At 66.4% G+C, this 19,138-nt stretch carries 19 protein-coding genes and 1 tRNA gene; 16 read left to right on the forward strand and 4 right to left on the reverse strand.

Going from position 1 to position 19,138, the window contains the following annotated elements:
* Positions 1-70: 70 nt before the first annotated feature.
* From BM144_RS15115 to BM144_RS15125, 3 genes are all read right to left on the reverse strand, one after another.
* Positions 71-253, reverse strand: a complete 183-nt coding sequence (locus BM144_RS15115; protein ID WP_092953806.1) for a hypothetical protein — start codon at positions 251-253, stop codon at positions 71-73.
* 188 nt (positions 254-441) lie between these two features.
* Positions 442-1,980: an NAD(P)H-hydrate dehydratase gene (locus tag BM144_RS15120; protein WP_092953809.1), complete on the reverse strand. Its 1,539-nt coding sequence runs from the start codon at positions 1,978-1,980 to the stop codon at positions 442-444.
* An 87-nt stretch (positions 1,981-2,067) separates the two neighbouring features.
* Positions 2,068-3,315 (reverse strand): FAD-dependent oxidoreductase, encoded by a 1,248-nt coding sequence (locus tag BM144_RS15125; protein ID WP_092953812.1) that lies wholly within the window; start codon positions 3,313-3,315, stop codon positions 2,068-2,070.
* 263 nt (positions 3,316-3,578) lie between these two features.
* Between BM144_RS15125 and rpsB the strand changes: the two genes are divergently transcribed.
* From rpsB to BM144_RS15205, 16 genes are all read left to right on the forward strand, one after another.
* Positions 3,579-4,331: a 30S ribosomal protein S2 gene (rpsB, locus tag BM144_RS15130; RefSeq protein ID WP_092953815.1), complete on the forward strand. Its 753-nt coding sequence runs from the start codon at positions 3,579-3,581 to the stop codon at positions 4,329-4,331.
* Positions 4,332-4,438: 107 nt separating this feature from the next.
* Positions 4,439-5,362: a translation elongation factor Ts gene (gene tsf, locus BM144_RS15135; RefSeq protein ID WP_092953818.1), complete on the forward strand. Its 924-nt coding sequence runs from the start codon at positions 4,439-4,441 to the stop codon at positions 5,360-5,362.
* 53 nt (positions 5,363-5,415) lie between these two features.
* Positions 5,416-6,138 carry a UMP kinase gene (pyrH, locus tag BM144_RS15140; RefSeq protein WP_092953821.1) on the forward strand — a complete coding sequence of 241 codons (723 nt, stop codon included), beginning with the start codon at positions 5,416-5,418 and terminating at the stop codon, positions 6,136-6,138.
* 79 nt (positions 6,139-6,217) lie between these two features.
* Positions 6,218-6,778, forward strand: a complete 561-nt coding sequence (frr, locus tag BM144_RS15145) for a ribosome recycling factor (RefSeq protein WP_092953824.1) — start codon at positions 6,218-6,220, stop codon at positions 6,776-6,778.
* Positions 6,779-6,807: 29 nt separating this feature from the next.
* Entirely contained in the window at positions 6,808-7,551 is a 744-nt protein-coding gene (gene uppS, locus BM144_RS15150) for a polyprenyl diphosphate synthase (protein ID WP_092953827.1), read from the forward strand.
* Positions 7,552-7,561: 10 nt separating this feature from the next.
* The gene (locus tag BM144_RS15155; RefSeq protein WP_092953830.1) at positions 7,562-8,416 is read left to right on the forward strand and encodes a phosphatidate cytidylyltransferase; all 855 of its coding nucleotides are present in this window, start codon (positions 7,562-7,564) and stop codon (positions 8,414-8,416) included.
* Positions 8,413-9,591 (forward strand): 1-deoxy-D-xylulose-5-phosphate reductoisomerase, encoded by a 1,179-nt coding sequence (ispC, locus tag BM144_RS15160; protein ID WP_092953833.1) that lies wholly within the window; start codon positions 8,413-8,415, stop codon positions 9,589-9,591. Before BM144_RS15155 ends, ispC begins: the two co-directional genes overlap by 4 nt.
* Positions 9,592-9,625: 34 nt before the next feature.
* The gene (rseP, locus tag BM144_RS15165; RefSeq protein ID WP_092953836.1) at positions 9,626-10,993 is read left to right on the forward strand and encodes an RIP metalloprotease RseP; all 1,368 of its coding nucleotides are present in this window, start codon (positions 9,626-9,628) and stop codon (positions 10,991-10,993) included.
* Positions 10,994-11,035: 42 nt separating this feature from the next.
* Complete coding sequence (gene bamA, locus BM144_RS15170; protein WP_092953839.1) at positions 11,036-13,333, forward strand: outer membrane protein assembly factor BamA; 2,298 nt, start codon at positions 11,036-11,038, stop codon at positions 13,331-13,333.
* Positions 13,333-13,854, forward strand: coding sequence for an OmpH/Skp family outer membrane protein (locus BM144_RS15175; protein WP_092953842.1), 522 nt, complete (start codon positions 13,333-13,335; stop codon positions 13,852-13,854). Before bamA ends, BM144_RS15175 begins: the two co-directional genes overlap by 1 nt.
* A 39-nt stretch (positions 13,855-13,893) precedes the next feature.
* Entirely contained in the window at positions 13,894-14,895 is a 1,002-nt protein-coding gene (gene lpxD, locus BM144_RS15180; RefSeq protein ID WP_092953845.1) for a UDP-3-O-(3-hydroxymyristoyl)glucosamine N-acyltransferase, read from the forward strand.
* Complete coding sequence (gene fabZ, locus BM144_RS15185) at positions 14,892-15,332, forward strand: 3-hydroxyacyl-ACP dehydratase FabZ (protein ID WP_092953848.1); 441 nt, start codon at positions 14,892-14,894, stop codon at positions 15,330-15,332. The genes lpxD and fabZ overlap by 4 nt, the downstream gene beginning before the upstream one ends.
* A 50-nt stretch (positions 15,333-15,382) precedes the next feature.
* Entirely contained in the window at positions 15,383-16,198 is an 816-nt protein-coding gene (lpxA, locus tag BM144_RS15190) for an acyl-ACP--UDP-N-acetylglucosamine O-acyltransferase (protein WP_092954162.1), read from the forward strand.
* Positions 16,199-16,274: 76 nt separating this feature from the next.
* Entirely contained in the window at positions 16,275-17,402 is a 1,128-nt protein-coding gene (gene lpxB, locus BM144_RS15195) for a lipid-A-disaccharide synthase (protein WP_175526048.1), read from the forward strand.
* Positions 17,371-18,093: a ribonuclease HII gene (gene rnhB, locus BM144_RS15200; protein ID WP_245783681.1), complete on the forward strand. Its 723-nt coding sequence runs from the start codon at positions 17,371-17,373 to the stop codon at positions 18,091-18,093. The genes lpxB and rnhB overlap by 32 nt, the downstream gene beginning before the upstream one ends.
* Positions 18,090-18,929, forward strand: coding sequence for a TrmH family RNA methyltransferase (locus BM144_RS15205; protein WP_092953854.1), 840 nt, complete (start codon positions 18,090-18,092; stop codon positions 18,927-18,929). The genes rnhB and BM144_RS15205 overlap by 4 nt, the downstream gene beginning before the upstream one ends.
* Positions 18,930-19,055: 126 nt before the next feature.
* On the opposite strand, the gene BM144_RS15210 is transcribed toward BM144_RS15205, so the two are convergent.
* Positions 19,056-19,131, reverse strand: a tRNA-Thr gene (locus BM144_RS15210).
* Between the last annotated feature and the right edge of the window lie 7 nt (positions 19,132-19,138).

Here is a 19,138-nt window from a genome sequence, read left to right on the forward strand (position 1 = left end):
GGAAGATCGCGCACTGATGAACCCCTGGAAAGGCTGGGCGGCCTGAGCCGCCTGCCGGAGCGGCGCGCTCTCAGGGGTTGATCGGATCGCCCGGCAGGATCTGTTCCAGGTGCGCGGGGATGTTCACCAGCGAATCTGCCGCCTGCACGGCTTCATCGGGAACGAGGTTCATGGCCGTGGCCGCCACCGCCAGCAACACCGTGGCGGTGAAGGCAACGAACGCGCGGGGGCCATTCAAGCGGTTGCGTTTCATGGCGGTCTCCTTGCAGCAGCGGAATAAAGGGGGTAAGGGAGCACGCAATGCGTGCGGGAATGAACGCATTACATCGCTGCCCCCCGGCCTCCGTCTGTCGGACGGGCGCGCGTGGACGTGTGCTGCAACGGGAGTTACCCTTGGTTGCGCGCTCTGCCCTTGAATGGCCCCGAAAGGCCGGCCGCGCCTCAGCAGGGTGACAGGTGGCGGGCCAGTGCCGAGGCCGTGAGCGGTTGGCCCGCAGGCCACCGGTCGGCTGCCAGGCCGTGGGCATGGCACGCGGCACGGGCCGCATCGAAAGCCGACCCGGCTTCCCCGGAATGCGCCGCCCAGACGGCTCCCAGAAAACCCGCCAGCACGTCGCCGGTTCCGCCCGTGGCCAGGCGCGCGTTGCCGGTCGGGTTGATGTGCACGGCTTCGCCCGGCGCCGCGATGGCGCTGCCCGACCCCTTGAGCACCACCACGCATCGGAAGCGATCGGCGAGCGCCTGCGCCGCACCGAGGCGGTCGGCCTGTACGGCCGCCGTGTCCGTGCCGAGCAGCCGGGCCGCCTCCAGCGGATGCGGCGTGAGCACGGTCGGGTTCGTGCCATGGCGGACCTCGCGGGCCTGCAACTGCGAAGCCAGGGCGGCGTCGGACGCGACGGCGTTGAGGCCGTCCGCGTCGAGCACCAGCCGCGGCGCCTCAGCCAGCACGCGCGGCAGCACGCGGCGGACAGCCTGCCCGCCGCCGCAGCCGCACACCACCGTCGCGTGGTCCATCCCGAGCGCGTCGAAGCGGCGCAGCATCGCTTCGGGCTGGAGCGGGTCCACCACGAGGGAATCGGCGCCATCGCCGTCCAGCAGCGCCACCAGAACCCGGCCTGCGCCTCCGTGCAGGGCCGCCGAGGCGGCCAGCAGCGCCGCGCCGGTCATGCCCATGCCCCGCGCGCCGAGGGGCTCGCCCCCGACCACCGCCACATCGCCGTAGCTGCCCTTGTGGGAGGCATGTGCGCGGCGGGCGGGCATGCCCGGCCCCGAGAGCCAGGCCGTCGCGGCCGCTTCGGCGGCATCCACGCCCAGCCCGTCCAGCCAGACGCTGCCTGCGGCGTCGCGCCCCACGCCCGTGAACCAGCCGGGCTTGGCGGTCAGCAGGCCGAGCGTGTGGCGCGGTGCCGCCGAAGGGGGCTGCACGGGTTCCAGGCCGGGAAGGTATTGGCCCGTGTCGGCCGCCAGCCCCGAAGGCCCGTCCACGCAGAGCACGGCCGCGGCGCTGCCGCGCACCGCGTGCAACAGCGCCTGCAGCCGGGGATCGGGCGGGGGTGCACCGTCCGGCCGGGCCGCGAGGCCGATCCCCAGCAGCGCGTCGATGCACAGGTCATCGGCGCCCAGCGCCTCGGGCGCACCATCGACGAACGGCACGCCGGCTGCCTGCGCCCGCTCCCAGGCATGCCGGGCATCGGCCGGGGCCGTTTCCGCGCTGCCGAGCCAGCTCACCTGCACCGCGAGGCCGTGGCGGTGCAGGCGCAGCGCGGCTTCCAGGCCATCGCCCCCGTTGTTGCCGGCCCCGCAGGCGACCCAGACGCGCCGTGCGTGCGGGGCCACGGCCAGTGCCAGCCGCGCCACTGCCTGTCCCGCACGCTCCATCAGCGTGTAAGGGGGCAGGGCGTCCATCGCGGCGCGTTCGATGCGGCGCGTGGCGGCGGCGCCGAAGAGGGCGTGCGGGGTGTCGGAGGTGATGCGGTGCATGGGGTGGTCAGGAAAGCGGGCCGTGGTGCCTCCGGGCATTGTGGCGCCGCGCTGCCGGCCCCCTGCATGGGGCGGCACCTCCCGGAATCAGAAGCGCCGCACGCCGAAGCTCTGCACGTCCACCTCGGGGGCGCGCTGGGCGATGAGGTCTGCCACCACCCGGGCGCTGCCGCAGGCCAGCGCCCAGCCGCATGCACCGTGGCCGGCATTGATCCACACGCCCGGTGCGCCGCTGGCACCCACCAGCGGCAGGCCGTCCGGCAGCATCGGGCGGGCGCCGCGCCAGGTCTGCACCTGGGACGACGACCATTGGGCGCCGCCCGGAAACCACCCCGAAGCCGCGTTATAGAGGGTCTGCAGCGTGGCGGCATGCTGTGTTCCGTCGCCTGTGCCCAGTTCCGCGCCGCCGCCCACGCGCACCCGCTGCCCCTGGCGCGCGATGGTGAGCCGGTGCACGGGATCGATGACCGTGCCTTGCGGCGCGTGCGTGTCCTCGCGCAGCGGCGCGCTGATGGTGTAGCCGTGCAGCGCCGCCATCGGAGCCGGTGTGCCCATCGGCCGCACCAGCCCCGCCGCGGCCAGCCCGGCGCAGACCACCACCGCGTCGAAGCGGCGGGCTTCCGGCTCGCCGTCCAGCAGCACGCCGGCCGGCGCCGAACGCAGCGATGCCACGCGCGCCTGGAACACGAACTGCGCGCCCCGGGCCTGCGCGGCGTAGCGCAGCATCTGCGCGAACAGGCGGCAATTGCCGGATTCGCCTTCCGGCACGTGCAGTGCACCGGCGAGTTCGTTGTCCACGGCCAGCCCGGGCTCGATCAGCCGCGCGGTGGCGGCATCCACATCCAGCACACGCACGCCGGCGTCCCGCAGGAACCGCACGGCGGGCTGCACCCTCTCCAGATCGGCGGGCGAGCGCAGCAGGACGAGCACGCCCTGGCTGCTTTCGGGGTCTAGCTCCAGCGATTGCGCCACCTGCCGCATGCGGGCATGGCTGTACAGGCCGAACCGGGCCAGCGCCGCCACGGCCGATTCGGCCATCGGGCCCTTGGCGGCCCGCCGGTGCCGCCACAGCCATCGTAGCTCGGACAGTCCCGCTCCCTGCGCCAGCCGGATCGCCGCATGCCGGCCCCAGAGCCGCTGCCGTGCGGGCCCGCCGATGCCTGGCGCGGCCCAGGGAATCAGCGGAGCGGGGGAGAGCAGGCCGGCATTGGCGAAGCTCGCCTCCTCGGCCGCGGCGCCGCGCTGTTCGAAAACCGTGACGGCGTGCCCGTCGCAGGCCAGTTCATAAGCGGTGGCGGTGCCGACGATCCCGGCGCCGACGATGGCGATGTGCATGGTGGAATGAGAAAGCCGGCGGCGCGGGCCGGCAGTAAGGGTTCGGGTCGAACGGCCCGGCGCTTCCGGACGTCCGGGGCTGCCGCCAGGAGAAGGGCGGACGGCCCACTATGCTAGAATCTCGGGGTTTTGCTGTGAGGGGCGCTCTTTCGGGGGCCAATTGCGGCGAAATCAATCGCAAACCGGCCTTTTCAAGGTGCCACCCCGCGTCACGCAGGGTGGTTGGCGGGCCGGATTTTAGACCCAACCTTCGGAGAATTCTCATGTCCGTCACCATGCGCGAAATGCTGGAAGCCGGTGTCCACTTCGGTCACCAAACCCGCTTCTGGAACCCCAAGATGGCCCCGTTCATCTTCGGTCATCGCAACAAGATCCACATCATCAACCTGGAAAAGTCGCTGCCGCTGTTCCAGGACGCACAGAAGTTCGCCAAGCAGCTCACGGCCAACCGCGGCACGATCCTGATGGTCGGCACGAAGCGCCAGGCCCGTGAAATCCTGGCCACCGAAGCGCAGCGCGCCGGCGTGCCTTTCGTCGACCAGCGCTGGCTGGGCGGCATGCTGACCAACTTCAAGACCGTCAAGACCTCCATCAAGCGTCTGAAGGACATGAAGGCCCAGCAGGAAGCCGGCCTGGAAACCATGAGCAAGAAAGAGCAACTCACGTTCACGCGTGAGATCGAGAAGCTCGAAAAGGACATCGGCGGCATCCAGGACATGAATGCCCTGCCGGACGCCATCTTCATCATCGACGTCGGCTTCCACAAGATCGCCGTCGCCGAAGCCAAGAAGCTGGGCATCCCGCTGATCGGCGTGGTGGACTCCAACCACTCGCCTGAAGGCATCGACTACGTGATTCCCGGCAACGACGACTCGGCCAAGGCCGTGGCCCTGTACGCCCGCGGCATCGCCGACGCCATCATCGAAGGCCGCGCCGATGCGGTGAACGACGTTGCCAAGGCCGTGGCCCCTGAAGGCTCGGACGAATTCGTGGAAGTGGAAGAAACCGCTGCCTGAAGGCCCGGCCGCGCGACCTGTCGCGAATGAAAGAGGGGCTCCTGGTTAGCCCCCTTTTTTTTAGCCTTGAATCCTGTAACGAACTGAACTGACTCTGGAGAACAACGATGGCTGCAATTACCGCAAGCATGGTCGCCGAACTGCGCGCAAAGACCGACGCGCCCATGATGGAATGCAAGAAGGCCCTGACGGAGGCCGATGGCGATCTGGCCAAGGCCGAAGAGCTGCTGCGCGTCAAGCTGGGCACCAAGGCCGGCAAGGCCGCCTCCCGCATCACCGCTGAAGGCGTGGTGTCCGCATCGATCAACGGCACGAACGGTGGCCTGATCGAAGTGAACAGCGAAACCGACTTCGTCAGCAAGAACGACAGCTTCATCGCGCTGGCCAAGGCCGCGGCCGATCTGGTTGCCCAGCACAATCCTGCCGACGTGGCCGCCCTGAGCGCGCTGCCCTACAGCCAGGACGGCTTCGGCCCGACGCTGGAAGACGTGCGCAAGGGTCTCGTGGGCAAGATCGGCGAGAACATGAGCTTCCGCCGCTTCAAGCACTTCGGCGGCAGCTCCAAGCTGGCTTCCTATCTGCATGGAACGCGCATCGGTGTCGTGGTCGAGTTCGACGGCGATGAAGCGGCTGCCAAGGACGTCGCGATGCACATCGCCGCCATGAAGCCCGTGGCCCTGACCAGCGCCGACGTGCCTGCCGACCTGATCGAGAAGGAGCGCTCGGTCGCCGCGGCCAAGGCTGCGGAAGACAAGGCCAAGGCCGAAGCCGAAGGCAAGCCGGTGCAATCCGACGAAATCGTTGCCAAGCGCATCGAAGGCGGCGTGCAGAAGTACCTGAAGGAAGTGTCTCTGTTCAACCAGGCCTTCGTGAAGAACGACAAGCAGACCGTGGAACAGATGCTCAAGGCCACCGGCACCACCGTGAAGAGCTTCACGCTCTACGTGGTGGGTGAAGGCATCGAGAAGAAGGTGGATGACTTCGCAGCCGAAGTCGCCGCGCAGGTGGCTGCCGCCAAGGCCGCTGCCTGATCCTTCCGATACGCAACTGCTGCCCCGACTCCAACATCTCAAGAGAAACGCCCATGACCCTCGCCGCCCCAGCCCACAAGCGCATTCTGCTCAAGTTGTCTGGCGAGGCCCTCATGGGCGACGATGCGTTCGGTATCAACCGGGCCACCATCGTCCGCATGGTGGAGGAGATCGCCGAGGTGACGCGCCTGGGCGTGCAGGTCGCCGTGGTGATCGGGGGCGGGAATATTTTTCGCGGGGTTGCGGGTGGTTCGGTCGGCATGGACCGTGCGACGGCCGACTACATGGGGATGCTGGCCACGGTCATGAATGCCCTGGCGCTCGCGGATGCGATGGACAAGCAGGGCCTCACCGCACGCGTCATGTCCGCCATTGCCATCGAGCAGGTCGTCGAGCCCTATGTGAGGCCCAAGGCGCTGCAGTACCTCGAGGAAGGCAAGGTGGTGGTTTTTGCCGCCGGCACGGGCAACCCGTTCTTCACGACGGACACCGCCGCAGCACTGCGGGGCGCAGAGATCGGCGCCGAGGTCGTGCTCAAGGCCACCAAGGTGGACGGCGTCTACACGGCCGATCCCAAGAAGGACCCCACGGCAACGCGCTACACGAAGCTCACGTTCGACGAGGCCATGGGGCGCAACCTAGGCATCCTCGACGCCACGGCGTTCGCGCTCTGCCGGGATCAGAAGCTGCCCATCCGCGTCTTCTCCATCATCAAGCACGGAGCGCTCTTGCGCGTGGTGATGGGCGAGGACGAAGGTACGCTGGTGTACGCTTGACGTTGGATTGGGTCTGGTGGCCGATGGCTGCTGCCGGCCGGATGGCGAAGACGCGCTGCGTGCACGCACAGGAGAACACATGACGATTGCCGACATCAAGAAAAATGCCGAAGCCAAGATGGACCAATCCATCGTGGCCTTCAAGAACAATCTCTCGAAGATCCGCACGGGCCGTGCGAATCCCGCCCTGCTGGACAGCGTGCAGGTCGAGTACTACGGTTCCACGGTGCCGCTCTCGCAGGTCGCCAACGTGACCTTGCTCGATGCGCGCACCATCAGCGTCCAGCCCTGGGAAAAGGGCATGGGGGCCAAGATCGAAAAAGCCATTCGCGAAAGCGATCTGGGCCTGAATCCCGCTTCGATGGGCGAGTTGATCCGGGTTCCGATGCCGCCGATGAGCGAAGAGCGCCGCAAGGAAATGACCAAGCTGGCGCGCAATGAAGGCGAAAGCGCGAAGATCGCCGTGCGCAACCTGCGCCGCGATGCCAATGAGGCCGTCAAGAAGCTCGTCAAGGACAAGCTCGCTTCCGAAGACGAGCAAAAGCGCGCGGAAGGCGATATCCAGAAGGTCACCGACAAGCACATCGCCGAGGTCGATACCTTGGTGAGCAGCAAGGAACAGGAAATCATGGCGGTCTGATCGCTTCCCGTTGCGTACGGGATCGATCGATGTCTTCCATGCCCCATTCCTCTTCTGCCGTTCCCCACCACATCGCCATCGTCATGGATGGCAATGGGCGGTGGGCCACGCGCCGCTTTTTACCTCGGCTTGCGGGCCACAAGCAGGGCGTGGATGCCCTGAAGCAATGCGCCCGCGACTGCGTCGAGCGGGGCGTGGGCGTGTTGACCGTGTTTGCGTTCTCTTCGGAGAACTGGAATCGCCCCGCCGAAGAAGTTTCGGGCCTGATGGACCTGCTGGCCAAAGCGCTGTCCAGAGAGGTTCCGCAACTGCGCAAGGATGGCGTGCGCCTGCATTTCGTGGGAGAGAAGTCCACGCTCTCCGAGAAGGTCCGGGCCGGACTCGCCCAGGCGGAAGCGGCCACCGAGCACAACACCCGGCTGGTTCTCAACGTGTGCTTCAACTACGGCGGCCGTTGGGACATCGCCCAGGCCGCATCCGCGCTTGCCGCCCGCGGCGAACCGATCACCGAAGCCAGTCTGCACACTGCCATGGGGCTGGCCCATGTGCCCGATCCCGACCTGGTGATCCGCACCGGCGGCGAAATGCGCATCAGCAACTTCCTGCTCTGGCAGTGCGCATATTCCGAGCTGTATTTCAGCGACCGTCTCTGGCCTGATTTCAACGCAGAAGCGCTGGACCAGGCCATCGCAGCCTATGGCGCGCGCGAGCGCCGTTTCGGCAAGACTTCCGAACAGTTGGTGGCGCCTCCGACATCGTCGGTGTGCGCCTGAAGGGCCTTTCATGCTGCTGCCGCGCATCCTCACGGCCATCGTCCTGCTGGCCATCCTGCTGCCTGCGCTCTTTGCCAGTTCCGTTCTGCCGTTCGCGATCGTCGTGCTGGTCATGATGGCTGCGGCGGCCTGGGAATGGGGCCGCATGCAGGGGTACGGCCATCCGGCTGCCCTCGGGGTGGGGGCGGTCTGCGTATTGCTTTGCGCTGCCAGCTGGGCCGGGGGATGGACGGATCGTCCATTGCCGTGGCTCTGGAGCGTTGCGGGTGCGGCGTGGGTGCTGTGCGGTGCCTGGCTCCTGCGGGCAGGTGTCGCCGGATGGCCGCGCATACCGCATGCGGTCCGCCTTGCCGGCGGGGTTCTTGCGCTCTGGCTGGCCTGGTTGGCCGTCGTCCAGGCCAGAACCATCGGCATCAACTTCCTTCTCTCCGTGCTGGTTCTGGTCTGGGTGGCGGATGTCTTTGCCTACTTTGCCGGGCGCACGTTCGGACTTCGCTTCACACGCTCCAAGCTCGCGCCCTCCATCAGCCCTGGCAAAAGCTGGGAGGGGGTCTGGGGCGGCATGGCCGGCGTGGTCATACTCGCCTTTGCCTGGACTGCGGCAGACTCCATGTGGCACATGGCCGTACCGAGCTTCTATACCCGGCTGGCGGCCCAGGGGTGGTGGCTGCTGGTCATCGGGGCGGTGTTCATGGCCTGCATGAGCGTCGTAGGCGACCTGGTCGAGTCGCTGGTCAAGCGCAGTGTCGGTGTCAAGGACAGCAGCAGCCTGTTGCCCGGTCATGGCGGTGTTCTCGATCGTGTCGACGCGCTCTTGCCGACGTTGCCCCTGGCCATGATGCTCACCCATTTCGCTGCTCCATGAAACAGCGCCTTACCGTTCTTGGCTCCACGGGTTCCATAGGAACCAATACCCTGGATGTCGTAGCCCGCCATCCGGATCGCTATGAAGTGTTCGCACTCAGTGCGGCGACCCAGGTCGATGCGATGTGGGCGCAATGCGCACGCTTCCGGCCGCGCTTTGCGGTGATGGCTGGGGAGGGGCAGGCGCGTTTGCTGCGCGAAAAGCTGCTCGCGCACGGGCTGCCCACCGAAGTGCTCGATACGCCGGACGCCCTGGAAATCATTGCCGCGCACCCTGAAGTGGACGCGGTGATGGCGGCCATCGTCGGGGCGGCGGGACTGGCCCCGTGCCTGGCGGCTGCAAAGGCTGGAAAGCGCCTGCTGCTGGCCAACAAAGAGGCGCTGGTCGTCGGTGGAGAGGTGTTCATGGCGGCGGTTCGTGACGGCGGCGCCACCTTGCTGCCCATCGATAGCGAGCATTCCGCCATCTTCCAGTGCCTGCCCGAAGACCCATCCACATGGTCCCGGCGTGTGGACCACATCCTGCTCACCGCGTCCGGCGGACCTTTCCGCATGCGCGAGCCGGGCAGCCTGCGCGACGTGACGCCCGAACAGGCATGCGCCCATCCCAACTTTTCGATGGGGCGAAAGATTTCGGTCGATTCCGCGACCATGATGAACAAGGCGCTCGAAGTCATCGAAGCACGCTGGCTCTTCAACCTCGCCCCGGAGCAGATCCAGGTCGTCATCCATCCCCAGCAGATCATCCACTCGATGGTGCAGTTCAAGGACGCCTCCGTGCTGGCGCAGATGGGCACGCCGGACATGCGCGTACCGATCGCCTGCGGCCTTGCCTGGCCGGAGCGCATCGACAGCGGCACTCCCAGGCTGGACTTCCGCAGCCTTGCAGCGCTGACCTTCGAAGAGGCCGATGCCGTCCGCTTCCCTGGATTGCACCTGTCCTGGCAGGCCTTGCGGGCGGCGCCCGGCACCACCGCAGTCCTCAATGCCGCCAATGAAGTGGCTGTGGCATCGTTCCTTGAGCGCCGTATCCGTTTCGATCAGATCCATCGGCTCAACCTTGCAACTTTGGAGGCGGTTTCGCCCTCCAATCCGGATTCGCTCGGCGCATTGCTCGATCTGGATGCCCAGGCGCGCTCGGTAGCACGGCACCGGGCCGAGCGGCTCGCGGCCTGAGTTCGCGCCATCTCCACCGCACGGGAGTGCAACCATGCTTCTCACGATCGTCGCCTTCATCGTTGCCCTCGGCTTGCTCATCGCGGTGCATGAATACGGCCATTACCGCGTCGCCGTGGCGTGCGGCGTCAAGGTGCTGCGCTTCTCGGTAGGCTTCGGCAAGCCGCTGTTGCGTTGGCAGCCGCAGGGCTCGCCGACGGAATTCGTCATCGGCGCTTTCCCCCTGGGCGGGTATGTCCGCATGCTCGACGAGCGCGAGGCTCCGGTGGATGCCGCGGAGCGTCACCTGGCTTTCAATAACCAGCCGCTGCGCTCCCGGGCCGCCATCGTTGCCGCCGGGCCGATCGCGAACCTGCTGCTGGCCATCCTTCTCTACGCGGCTGTGAACTGGCTCGGTGTGGATGAACCCAAGGCCATCCTGGCAAGCCCTGCTGTGGGGTCCGTGGCCCATCAGGCAGGGCTTCGCGGGGGCGAACTCGTGACAGCGGCCGCTATGGGTGCCGAGGAGCCGGAGCCCGTGCGCTCTTTCGAGGATCTGCGTTGGACGCTCACGCGGGGGGCGCTCGACAACCAGGACGTCCGTCTGGAGGTCGAGACCACGCCGGGAGGCGGGCGCCGCGAACTGGTGCTCGCACTCCATGATTTCGATGCGCGGGAAGCCGATGCGCAGCTGTTCCGCAAGATCGGCGTGATCGGTCCCTGGACGAAACCTGTCATTGGCGAAGTCGTTGCCGGGGGAGCCGCGCAGCGCTCGGGACTGCGCGAGGGCGATACGGTCTTGCAGGTGGGGGCGACTCCGGTGGTGGACGGACAGCAACTGCGTGAACTGATCCGTGCATCGGTGCGCGATGGTGCACCGCTGCCGCAGGTCTGGCGGATCGTCCGTGCGGGACAGTCCCTTGACCTTCAGGTCACGCCGGACGTGGTGCGCCAGGACGGTGCGGCGCCCGCGGGGCGGGTGGGTGCCTATGTGGGGGCCCTGCCTGCGATGATCACGGTCCGGTACGGCCCCATCGAAGGGTTGTGGAACGGCGTGGTCAGGACCTGGGAGGTCTCGGCACTGACGCTGCGCATGATGGGACGGATGGTCGTGGGCGAAGCGTCTCTCAAGAATCTGAGCGGGCCGCTGACCATCGCCGACTACGCGGGCCGTTCGGCCAGCCTCGGATTCACGCAGTACCTGGTGTTCCTGGCGCTGATCAGCGTGAGCCTCGGGGTCTTGAACCTGCTTCCGTTGCCGGTCCTCGATGGCGGGCACCTGATGTATTATCTTTGGGAAGGCGTGACCGGCAAGGGCGTGTCCGATGCCTGGATGGAGCGGCTGCAAAGGGGTGGCGTCGCATTGCTCCTTGTGATGATGTCCATCGCCCTCTTCAACGATGTCACCCGGCTTTTTGGCTAACCTTTCGCCGCATGAATTCGCCATGACGGCATCAGTTCACTCATGAAAAAACACATCAATCGCCTGGGCGTGCGTACGGCATGCGCCGTGGCCGCCATGGTTTTCGTCGCGCAGGCGGCCTGGGCCCTTGAGCCGTTCAAGGTCCAGGACATCCGGGTGGAAGGTCTGCAACGGGTTGAGCCGGGCACCGTATTCGCTTCCATGCCCCTCAGGGTGGGTGATGACTACAACGACGAAAAGGGCGCTGCGGCCATCCGCTCGCTTTTCGCGTTGGGCCTGTTCAAGGACGTACGGCTGGAAGCCAATGGCAATGTGCTCGTGGTGGTCGTGGAAGAACGCCCCACCATTGCCGATGTCGACTTTGCCGGTACGCGCGAGTTCGACAAGGACACCCTCAAGAAGGCCATGCGCGATGTCGGCCTGACCGAAGGCCGCCCTTACGACAAGGCGTTGACCGATCGGGCCGAGCAGGAACTCAAGCGCCAATACATCAACAAGAGCCTGTACGGCGCCGAGGTCGTGACCACGGTCACGCCCATCGAGCGCAATCGCGTCAATCTCACCTTCACGGTGACCGAAGGCGATCCCGCGAAGATCAAGGAAATCCACGTCGTGGGTGCGAAGGCATTCAGCGAGTCCACGCTCAAGGGCCTCTTCGACCAGGACACTGGCGGCTGGTTGAGCTGGTACACCAAGTCCGACCGCTATTCGCGCACCAAGCTCAACGCGGATCTGGAAACGCTGCGGTCCTACTACCTTGCCCGCGGCTATCTCGAATTCCGGATCGACTCCACGCAGGTCGCGATCTCCCCAGACAAGCAGGACATCACCATCACGGTGAACATCACGGAAGGCGAGCGCTACGTGGTGTCCGGGGTCAAGCTGGAAGGCAACTACCTTGAGCGGGACGATGAATTCAAGTCGCTCATCACCATCCAGGCCGGCGAGCCTTACAACGCGGACAAGGTGACGGAAACCACCAAGGCGTTCACGGACCATTTCGGTAATTTCGGCTTTGCCTTTGCCCGCGTCGAGGCCGTGCCTGAGATCGACCGCGAGAGCAATCGCGTGGCACTCGTGCTGCGTGCCGAGCCTTCGCGCCGCGCCTATGTGCGCCGCATTGCCGTGAGCGGCAACAACCGCACGCGCGATGAAGTCATCCGCCGTGAATTCCGCCAGTACGAGGCATCCTGGTACGACGGAGACAAGATCCGCCTCTCCCGTGACCGGGTAGACCGCCTTGGATACTTCACCGAGGTGAATGTCGAGACGCAGGAAGTCGCGGGCTCTCCGGACCAGGTGGATCTGGTGGTGAACGTGGCCGAAAAGCCCACGGGCTCCCTGCAGCTGGGTGCCGGCTTCTCCAGCGCGGAAAAGGTCTCGGTTTCCTTCAGCATCAAGCAGGAAAACGTCTTCGGCTCGGGCAACTACCTGGGCGTCGATGTGAATACCAGCAAGTACCGCCGCACGCTGGTGTTCAGCACGACGAATCCGTATTTCACGCAGGACGGCATCTCGCGCACGCTCGACGTCTACTACCGCACGGACAAGCCGTACGAAGACCAGGGCGGCAATTACGAGTTGATCACGGCGGGCACCAGCGTCCGTTTCGGTATCCCGTTCAGCGAAACGGATACGGTGTTCTTCGGCGGTGGCCTGGAGCAGACGCGCATCAAGCTGGGTACCAACATTCCGTCGGCCTACCTGTCGTATGCGACCACCTATGGCGCCAGCAGCACTGCCATTCCCCTCACGATCGGCTGGTCGCGCGATGACCGCGACAGCGCGCTGGCTCCCAATTCCGGCCGGTACCAGCGGTTGAACTCCGATTGGTCGGTGGCTGGCGATGCGCGTTACGTGCGGGCCAACTACCAGTTCCAGCAGTACGTGCCGCTGAACAAGAAATTCACCGTGGCATTCAATTCCGAACTCGGTTGGGGCAAGGGCCTGAATGGCCGGCCGTTCCCGGTGTTCAAGAACTTCTATTCGGGCGGCCTCGGTTCGGTCCGCGGCTTCGACCAGGGAACGCTGGGCCCGCGCGATGTCACGGGCGCATCGCTGGGTGGACCGAAGAAGGTCACCCTCAATGCGGAACTCATCGCGCCGTTCCCGGGTGCGGGCAACGACCGCACGCTGCGTGTGTTCACGTTCGTGGACGCAGGCAACGTATACGGCGAAGACGAGAAAGTGACCCTCAGCGACATGCGTGTCTCTGCCGGTCTCGGCTTGAGCTGGATCTCCCCGCTCGGCCCGCTTCGCCTCGCTTTTGCGCAACCGGTGCGCAAGTTCGCCGGCGATAGAATCCAGAAACTGCAATTCCAGATCGGAACGTCTTTCTAATGAAATCCCTTTCCCGCCATATTCCCCTGGTCCTTCTGCTCGGCACGCTCGGCGCTGCCGTGCCTGCGCAGGCACAGGAGTTCAAGGCCGGCTTCGTGAGTACCGACCGCATCTTCCGCGAAGCCAGCACGGCCAAGGCCGCGCAAGCCAAGCTGGAGCAAGAATTCGCCAAGCGCGAGAAGGACCTTGTCGATCAAGGCAACTCGCTCAAATCGGCTACCGAGAAATTCGAGCGCGAGGCACCGACGATGGCGGAAAGCCAGCGCGCGACCCGCCAGCGCCAGCTGTCGGAGCAAGACCGGGACTTCCAGCGCAAGCGCCGTGAATTCCAGGACGATCTGGCCGCCCGCAAGAACGAAGAGCTGGGCCAGGTGCTCGAGCGCGCCAACAAGGCAGTCAAGCAGGTGGCAGAAGCCGAGAAGTACGACGTGATCCTGCAAGAGGCCGTCTACATCAACCCTAAGCACGACATCACCGAAAAGGTGATCAAGGCGCTCAATGCCGGCGCTGGCGCGAAGTGATCGCAACCGCTGCGGCCTGGTTCGCACGGGGCGCCCCACGTGAGTCTGCGTCTTGGGCAGATTGTTGAGGCGCTGGGCGGAACGATCGAAGGAGGCGACAGCAATGTCGAGGTTCGCCGCATCGCACCGCTCGACTCTGCAGAGCCGGGTGACCTGGCTTTTCTGAGCAACCCGCGCTACCAGCAACAACTGGCCGCCTCCCGGGCGGCCTGTGTCATTGTGGCTCCCGCATCGCGCGAGGCCGCCTTGGCGCGGGGCGCGTGCATCGTGGCGGACGACCCGTATGCCTACTTCGCACGGGTGACCCAGCTCTGGAAACGGCACCAAGGCCGTGGCGCGGTCGCGGGCGTGCATCCGTCCGCCGTGGTGGACCCCCTGGCTTGCGTCGATCCCACCGCAACCGTCGGTCCTTTGTGTGTCGTGGAGCGTGGCGCGCACATCGGTGCGGGCACCGTCCTCAAGTCCCGGGTGACCGTGGGCGAAGACTGCCGCATCGGAGAGCGCTGCCTGCTGCACCCAGGTGTCGTGATCGGTGCCGATGGATTCGGATTTGCCCACCAGGGTGGCGAGTGGGTCAAGATCGAGCAACTGGGTGCCGTGCGCATCGGTGACGATGTCGAGATCGGCGCGAACACCTGCATCGACCGCGGCGCGCTGGACGACACCGTCATCGAAGACGGCGCCAAGCTCGACAACCTCATCCAGATCGCCCACAACGTGCGGATCGGGCGCCACACGGCCATGGCCGGCTGCACCGGCGTGGCGGGCAGCACGCGCATCGGTGCGCATTGCACGATCGGTGGCGCGGCGATCATCGTCGGTCACATCGACATCGCAGACCGCGTGAATGTGTCCGCCGGGACCGTCATCTCGCGCTCCATCTCACGCCCAGGCACTTACACCGGGGTGTTTCCCTTCGACGAGAATGCGAAGTGGGAAAAGAACGCGGCCACGCTCAAGCAGCTCCATGCGCTGCGGGCACGCATCAAGGCCCTCGAAGAACACATACGAAAAAACGGTCAGACCGCTCAATTCCAATGATGGACATCCACCAAATTCTCAAGCTTTTGCCGCACCGCTATCCCTTCCTGCTGGTGGACCGCGTTGTTGAACTCGAACGCGGTCAGCGCATCCAGGCGCTCAAGAACGTTTCGATCAACGAGCCCTTTTTCACCGGGCATTTCCCGAGCCGGCCCGTGATGCCGGGGGTGCTGATGCTCGAAGCGCTCGCGCAGGCGGCGGGCCTGCTGTCCTTCGACATGATGGGCGAGGCGCCCGGCGACGACAAGGTGTTCTACTTCGTCGGCATCGACGGCGCGCGCTTCAAGCGTCCCGTGGAGCCGGGCGATCAACTGATCCTCGACGTGCGGCTCGACCGCATCAAGGGCGGCATCTACAAGTTCGTGGGCGTGGCCCGCGTCGGCGACAACGTGGCCTGCGAGGCCGAGATCATGTGCACCATGCGCACGGTGGCCTGAGTGCCACGCGGGGCGCAGCAGAACAGGGCAACACGGCGGGACGGCAGGCGATGACGACGACCATCCATACGGCGGCCAGCGGGGGTATCCATGCCACCGCCATCGTGGCATCGGGTGCGCAGATCGACACCACGGTCACCATCGGGCCCTATTCGGTCATCGGGCCGGGAGTCACCATCGGGGCGGGCACCACGGTGGGGCCGCACTGCGTGATCGAGGGTTTGACCTCCATCGGCCGCGACAACCGTATCTTCCAGTTCACTTCGCTGGGCGCCGCACCGCAGGACAAGAAGTACGCGGGCGAACCCACGCGGCTCGAGATAGGCGATCGCAACACGGTCCGGGAGTTCTGCACGTTCAACACGGGAACCGTCCAGGACCGCGGTGTGACTTCCATCGGCGATGACAACTGGATCATGGCCTATGTGCACATTGCGCACGACTGCCAGGTGGGCAACCAGACCATTCTGGCCAACAACGCCACGCTGGCGGGCCATGTGCATGTGGGCGATCTCGCGATCATCGGGGGCCTCACGGGCATTCACCAGTTCACCAAGGTCGGTGCGCATGCGATGGCGGGATTCGCGAGCCACATCTCGCAGGACGTGCCTCCTTTCATGATGGTGGACGGCAACCCGCTGGCCGTTCGAGGCCTCAACCTCGAAGGGCTGCGGCGCCGTGGGTTTTCTGCCCAGCGCATCGCGGCGCTCAAGCAGGCCCACCGGCTGCTGTACCGCCAGGGCCTGACCCTGGAAGCCGCGCGCGCGGAGATCGGGACCCTGCCCGAGGCCCATCCCGAAGCTGCTGCGGACATTGCGCTGCTGCTCGATTTCATTGCCTCTTCCACCCGCGGGCTGGCCCGCTGAACCGACCATGGCGGGGCAACCGAATCACGGGCGCGTGGCCGCGCCGCAGCAGGCACGACCCTCACCCCGTATCGCCATGGTGGCCGGGGAGACCTCCGGCGACCTGCTGGCTGGCCTGTTGATCGACGGCCTGCAGGAGCGCTGGCCGGGCGTGCAGGGAGCAGGCATCGGTGGGCCGCAGATGCAGCGGCGCGGCTTCGATGCGTGGTGGCCCAGCGAGCGGCTGGCCGTGCACGGGTACAGCGTTGAACTGGTCCGCAAGCTCTGGGGCATCTTCCGCATCCGGCAGCAGCTGCGAAAGCGGCTGCTGGCCGATCGTCCCGATGTGTTCATCGGCGTGGACGCGCCCGATTTCAATCTGGGGCTGGAATCCGATCTGCGTGCGGCCGGTATTCGCACGGTCCATTTCGTCTGCCCGTCCGTCTGGGCGTGGCGTGCCGAGCGCCTGGAAAAGATCCGGCGCAGCGCCGATCATGTGCTCTGCATTTTTCCATTCGAGCCAGCGCTGCTCGCCAGCCATGGCATCGCGGCCACCTATGTCGGCCATCCGCTGGCCAATGTCATCCCCATGGCGCCGGACCGCACGTCTGCGCGGGTGCAACTCGGGTTCTCTGCGGACGACGAGGTGCTGGCGATCCTGCCGGGAAGCCGCTCCGCCGAGATTGCCTACATCGCACGGCCGTTCTTCCAGGCCGCCGCGCTGATCCGCAAGGCCCGCCCGGGCATTCGCATGGTGGTGCCTGCCGTACCGGCGCTCCAGGCGCGCGTCGAAGCTGCCGTGCGCGAGGCCGGACTGCAGGACGCGGTCAAGGTGGTCGCGGGGCAGTCGCATGCGGCGTTGGCGGCCTGCGACTGCACGCTTATCGCCAGCGGAACGGCGACCCTGGAAGCCGCGCTCTTCAAGCGGCCGATGGTGATCGCGTACCACATGCACCCCATCAGCTGGCGACTGATGCAGCGCAAGCAACTGCAGCCCTGGGTGGGCCTGCCCAACATCCTCTGCGGAGAGTTCGTCGTGCCCGAACTGATCCAGGATGCCGCCACCCCCGAAGCCCTGGCGAAGGCGGTACTGCAGTGGCTTGATGCTCCTCCCGCGGTGCGCGGTGCGCTGGAGCAGCGATTCACTGCGCTCCACGAAGAACTGCGCCGGGATACCCCGCGATTGGCTGCCGATGCGATCCAGAAAATCCTTGCCCAAGGCTGACCAGGCCCATCTCCCCTGGCATCCGCCAGGCCTCCTCGCCGGAGTGGACGAAGCGGGCCGTGGGCCGTTGGCCGGGCCGGTGGTCGCGGCCGCCGTGATCCTGGACGATCTGCAGCCGATCGAAGGCCTGGCCGACTCCAAGACGCTGTCTGCGGCGCGCCGAGAAGCGCTGTTCGACGAGATCCGCGCCAAGGCGCTGTGCTGCAGCGTGGCCGAGGCCAGCGTCGATGAGATCGATGCGCTGAACATCCTGCAGGCGACGATGCTGGCGATGCGCCGCGCCGTGCTCGGCCTGCGGCTCAAGCCGGTCCGGGTGCTGGTCGATGGCAACCGGCTGCCTGCCCTCGACGTGCCGGCCGAGGCCATCGTGAAGGGCGACGCATTGGTCCAGTCGATCTCCGCGGCCTCCATCCTGGCCAAAGTGACGCGCGATCGCTGGTGCGCCCGCCTGCACGAGGCCTATCCGCACTACGGCTTCGCGTCGCACAAGGGTTATGGCACGGCGGAGCACATGGCGGCGCTCCAGGCGCATGGCGTGTGCCCTGAGCATCGCCGCTCGTTCGCCCCGGTGGCGGCCGCAGCCCGACGCGGAATGTTGTTGAACTCCGGCGACATGGCGGCACCCGCCGCCGTGGCGGTGGGGGACCTGATGGCCGCCATGCCGCCATCCCGGGAGGGCGTGCCTGCATGACGGATGAACGCTCTGCTGGTGCCGGCCTGTCGCCCGCTGCACCCACCTTCATCCAGTCGCGCGACAACGCATTCCTGAAGGATCTGCGCCGACTCGCGCACGACAGCGGAGCTTACCGGCGGCAGGGGCGCATCTGGCTGGAGGGCGACCATCTGTGCCGTGCCGCGCTCGAACGCGGCGTGCGGCCGGCCATCGGCGTCTACGCAGAATCGTACGGGGCGGCGGCCCTGGAGCAGTGGGCCGGCTTCGCTGCCAGGAATATCGTCCTGGCGGATGCCCTGTGGTCCGACGTCAGCGGGCTCGAATCCCCTGCGCGCATGGGTTTCGTGGTGCAGGCCCCCGAGGCCTGCGGCCTCGACACCGGTGCGCCCACGGTGGTGCTGGACCGCCTTCAGGATGCCGGCAATGTGGGGTCGATCCTCCGCAGCGCGTCGGCTTTCGGTTTCCGGCAGATTGCCGCGCTCAAGGGCACCGCGGCGCTCTGGAGCCCGAAGGTGCTGCGTGCCGGCATGGGCGCGCACTTCGCCCTGCGACTCGTCGAGGGATTGGCGATCGAGGACATCGACGCACTGGAAATCCCTCTGCTGGCGACCAGCTCGCACGGCGGCGACCTGCTGCACCGCGCCCGTCTCCCGTGGCCGTGCGGCTGGATTATGGGCCACGAAGGGCAGGGCGTTTCGGACGCGTTGCAGCAGCGTGCACGCCACCTGATCCGCATTGCCCAGCCGGGCGGTGAAGAGTCGCTCAATGTCGGGGCGGCCGCGGCGATCTGCCTGCATGCCAGTGCCGCGCTGGTGGACGGACCATCGGACGCTACGGGCCCGGCGATCGCCTGATTTTCGAGGCAAGGGCGATGGTTACGCCCGGATCGGCGATCGCCCGCCCATCGGCCACCCGGGGAAGCAGATTACGGCAGACAAGAAAAAAACCCCTGAATCTTGCGAATCAGGGGTTTTTATTTTTGGTGCCGGAGAGATGAATCGAACACCCGACCTTCTCATTACGAATGAGCTGCTCTACCGACTGAGCTACACCGGCGAAGACT

The organism is Paracidovorax konjaci, from assembly GCF_900112675.1.
In the GTDB taxonomy this organism is placed as follows: domain Bacteria; phylum Pseudomonadota; class Gammaproteobacteria; order Burkholderiales; family Burkholderiaceae_C; genus Paracidovorax; species Paracidovorax konjaci.

Excerpts from the sequence above, each read along its gene's own strand:
- BM144_RS15115 (WP_092953806.1), bottom strand. The coding sequence starts at position 253 with ATGAAACGCAACCGCTTGAATGGCCCCCGCGCGTTCGTTGCCTTCACC.
- BM144_RS15120 (WP_092953809.1), bottom strand. The coding sequence starts at position 1,980 with ATGCACCGCATCACCTCCGACACCCCGCACGCCCTCTTCGGCGCCGCC.
- BM144_RS15125 (WP_092953812.1), bottom strand. The coding sequence starts at position 3,315 with ATGCACATCGCCATCGTCGGCGCCGGGATCGTCGGCACCGCCACCGCT.
- rpsB (WP_092953815.1), top strand. The coding sequence starts at position 3,579 with ATGTCCGTCACCATGCGCGAAATGCTGGAAGCCGGTGTCCACTTCGGT.
- tsf (WP_092953818.1), top strand. The coding sequence starts at position 4,439 with ATGGCTGCAATTACCGCAAGCATGGTCGCCGAACTGCGCGCAAAGACC.
- pyrH (WP_092953821.1), top strand. The coding sequence starts at position 5,416 with ATGACCCTCGCCGCCCCAGCCCACAAGCGCATTCTGCTCAAGTTGTCT.
- frr (WP_092953824.1), top strand. The coding sequence starts at position 6,218 with ATGACGATTGCCGACATCAAGAAAAATGCCGAAGCCAAGATGGACCAA.
- uppS (WP_092953827.1), top strand. The coding sequence starts at position 6,808 with ATGTCTTCCATGCCCCATTCCTCTTCTGCCGTTCCCCACCACATCGCC.
- BM144_RS15155 (WP_092953830.1), top strand. The coding sequence starts at position 7,562 with ATGCTGCTGCCGCGCATCCTCACGGCCATCGTCCTGCTGGCCATCCTG.
- ispC (WP_092953833.1), top strand. The coding sequence starts at position 8,413 with ATGAAACAGCGCCTTACCGTTCTTGGCTCCACGGGTTCCATAGGAACC.
- rseP (WP_092953836.1), top strand. The coding sequence starts at position 9,626 with ATGCTTCTCACGATCGTCGCCTTCATCGTTGCCCTCGGCTTGCTCATC.
- bamA (WP_092953839.1), top strand. The coding sequence starts at position 11,036 with ATGAAAAAACACATCAATCGCCTGGGCGTGCGTACGGCATGCGCCGTG.
- BM144_RS15175 (WP_092953842.1), top strand. The coding sequence starts at position 13,333 with ATGAAATCCCTTTCCCGCCATATTCCCCTGGTCCTTCTGCTCGGCACG.
- fabZ (WP_092953848.1), top strand. The coding sequence starts at position 14,892 with ATGATGGACATCCACCAAATTCTCAAGCTTTTGCCGCACCGCTATCCC.
- lpxA (WP_092954162.1), top strand. The coding sequence starts at position 15,383 with ATGACGACGACCATCCATACGGCGGCCAGCGGGGGTATCCATGCCACC.
- lpxB (WP_175526048.1), top strand. The coding sequence starts at position 16,275 with ATGGTGGCCGGGGAGACCTCCGGCGACCTGCTGGCTGGCCTGTTGATC.
- rnhB (WP_245783681.1), top strand. The coding sequence starts at position 17,371 with ATGCGATCCAGAAAATCCTTGCCCAAGGCTGACCAGGCCCATCTCCCC.
- BM144_RS15205 (WP_092953854.1), top strand. The coding sequence starts at position 18,090 with ATGACGGATGAACGCTCTGCTGGTGCCGGCCTGTCGCCCGCTGCACCC.